The sequence below is a fragment of the Streptomyces sp. NRRL WC-3618 genome, assembly GCF_001280005.1.
Taxonomy (GTDB): domain Bacteria; phylum Actinomycetota; class Actinomycetes; order Streptomycetales; family Streptomycetaceae; genus Streptomyces.
Window position 1 is genome coordinate 1 of sequence record NZ_LGDW01000208.1, and the last position, 1,981, is coordinate 1,981.

The 1,981-nt window shown below is 68.2% G+C and carries 1 protein-coding gene and 1 pseudogene; both read right to left on the reverse strand.

Annotation, left to right across the window (positions count from 1 at the left end):
* Positions 1 to 234: 234 nt before the first annotated feature.
* Positions 235 to 559, reverse strand: a pseudogene (locus ADL01_RS42250) (inositol-3-phosphate synthase); the annotation flags it as partial.
* Between the two features lie 24 nt (positions 560 to 583).
* Positions 584 to 1,249 (reverse strand): sulfotransferase family protein, encoded by a 666-nt coding sequence (locus ADL01_RS19490; RefSeq protein WP_053743297.1) that lies wholly within the window; start codon positions 1,247 to 1,249, stop codon positions 584 to 586.
* Positions 1,250 to 1,981: the final 732 nt, after the last annotated feature.

The window sequence follows — 1,981 nt, forward strand, 5'->3', positions numbered from 1 at the left end:
GGTCGGGGGTGGCGTACCTGACGGTACGGAGGCCGGGGGCGGGGTGTGCGACGCCGGAGTGCCGCACGCACGGCTTTGTGACGGCTCCACCGCTGGAGGGAGCGGGCGCGGCGTCGGAGGGTGGCCGTCCTCTGGGGGCTGCGCCCCCAGGCCCCCCTTCGCGCTGAACGCGCTCCTCCTCAAACGCCCCGCGTACGCGGCTCGCATCCATAGCTCATGGTCGGCGTCAGCCCCCGCCGTGCGGGCCCATGCGACGAGGGTGTCGTACTGCGCTTCCAAGGCATGCTCGGTGCAGGCCACCGGGTTCTTGAAGAAGAAGCCCAGCTCCGGAACCGGTCCCACGACACCTGCTTGGTGTGCGAGAGCTGCGAACCGGGCCAGGTCGAGTATGAGCGGTGCGGCCAGCGCGGAGTCGCAGCCGTTCCAGGTGAACTGCAGGGACATGCGGGTGCGTCGCCCCGTCGCCGCCGCCGAGCAGATTGGTGCCGGACCAGGATCGCACCCGCAGCGCGCGGCGAGCGAACATCGGCGCGAGCACCGACTTGGCCAGGGCCAGACCGCCACTATCCCTACGCCGTCGTGGTCACTGGTATTCGTCGACGGTTTCACCCGCCGCCAGTCGGCGCACTTTCTCGGCGAACACGCCGGATTCGTTGCCTCGGGGAAACGGCTTGTCGGGCACGTCCACGCCGAGGAACGCGCACAGCGGCTCCCAGCCCTGCCCGACCTCGTAGACCAACAACTTCTCCGGATCGACCGTGGCACGCACCGACTCGTTGTGCTGCTGGAAGAAGGCGATCATGTCCTGCTCGCCGAGGTCACTGCGGAATCCCCTGCCGGCCATGGCGTCCGCGAGCGACAACATCATATCGGCGCGCTTCCTGGCGTCCGGCAGGACTGCCTGTTCCAGGTGTTGCCGGAGGTCCTGGTTCAGGATGGTGGCGCGGGCGCTGTCGTACCACTTCTGCGGATCCCGGATGCTCAGCAGCACCTTGGCATCAGGGTAGAGATCCATCATCTCGCGCCAGAGTAAGGCGCCGGGAAAATCCTGGGTGGAGCGGTACTTCCCGACCAAGTCGGGAAGTACCGCCGTGTCACCGGTCAATGCCGCGATCCAGCCGGCGGCGGTGTCGGGGTTTTTGATCACCTCGACCATGTGATGGCATGGGCCGAAGCCGAGCATCTCAAGGGCCGATTGCAGCGAGGCCGTGCCGGTCCGGCCGAATCCGGCTCCTATGACGTCAACCATGGTGTTCCTGTCCTTTCAGCGGATCGTTCCCTCCGCGGCAGTCGCGTTGCCGGCTTTGTCGGCGAGGATGAGACCGCCGGAATTTCGGCCGGCCGAGAGGCTGTCGGCGAAGACGGATTCGGCCCGTTCCAGTCGTGTCACGCCGGCCTCGGCCAGAGGCTCGGTCGGGCAAGGAAAAGGCCGTGTACGTATGCGCCGGGGCCGAGTTCGGTGTTGTATGCGTGACACGGCCGGGCCGCCGGCTCTTGGGGACCCACTGGCCGCACGTGCCCTGAAAGGACAGCATGCGTTTTTGACGAGCTTTGCTCTCGTCCCGCCGGACTCCGTCGGACAGGGCGTCGAACCGGTGCTCAGCCACGCTGTCCAGCAGAATGACGGTCTGCGGGCGCCTGTGCCTGGGCGCGGCCAGTTTCCTCCACCACCCGGCCCGCGTCAATGGACTCCGGCACGGACAACGGGGTCCTGGGCGGACGTCGCAATCAGCTCGGCGCCGCGCGGGGTGCGCCGCAGGCGTCGCCCGCGGCACACGAGTGGATCACCGGGCGATACGGCGGCGACGGAACCCCAGCGGGCCGCCGCCGCTCTCGCTGCGGAAACGGCGGCTTGCTTCATACGGACGGGTAGGGCGGCGGGGGCGAAACAAAGCTCCCCTCGATACCCCAGACTGGGGACCATGAGCCTTCACGAAAACCTGCTCGGCGGGCCGCCCCCCACCCACCTCCCCGACTACCC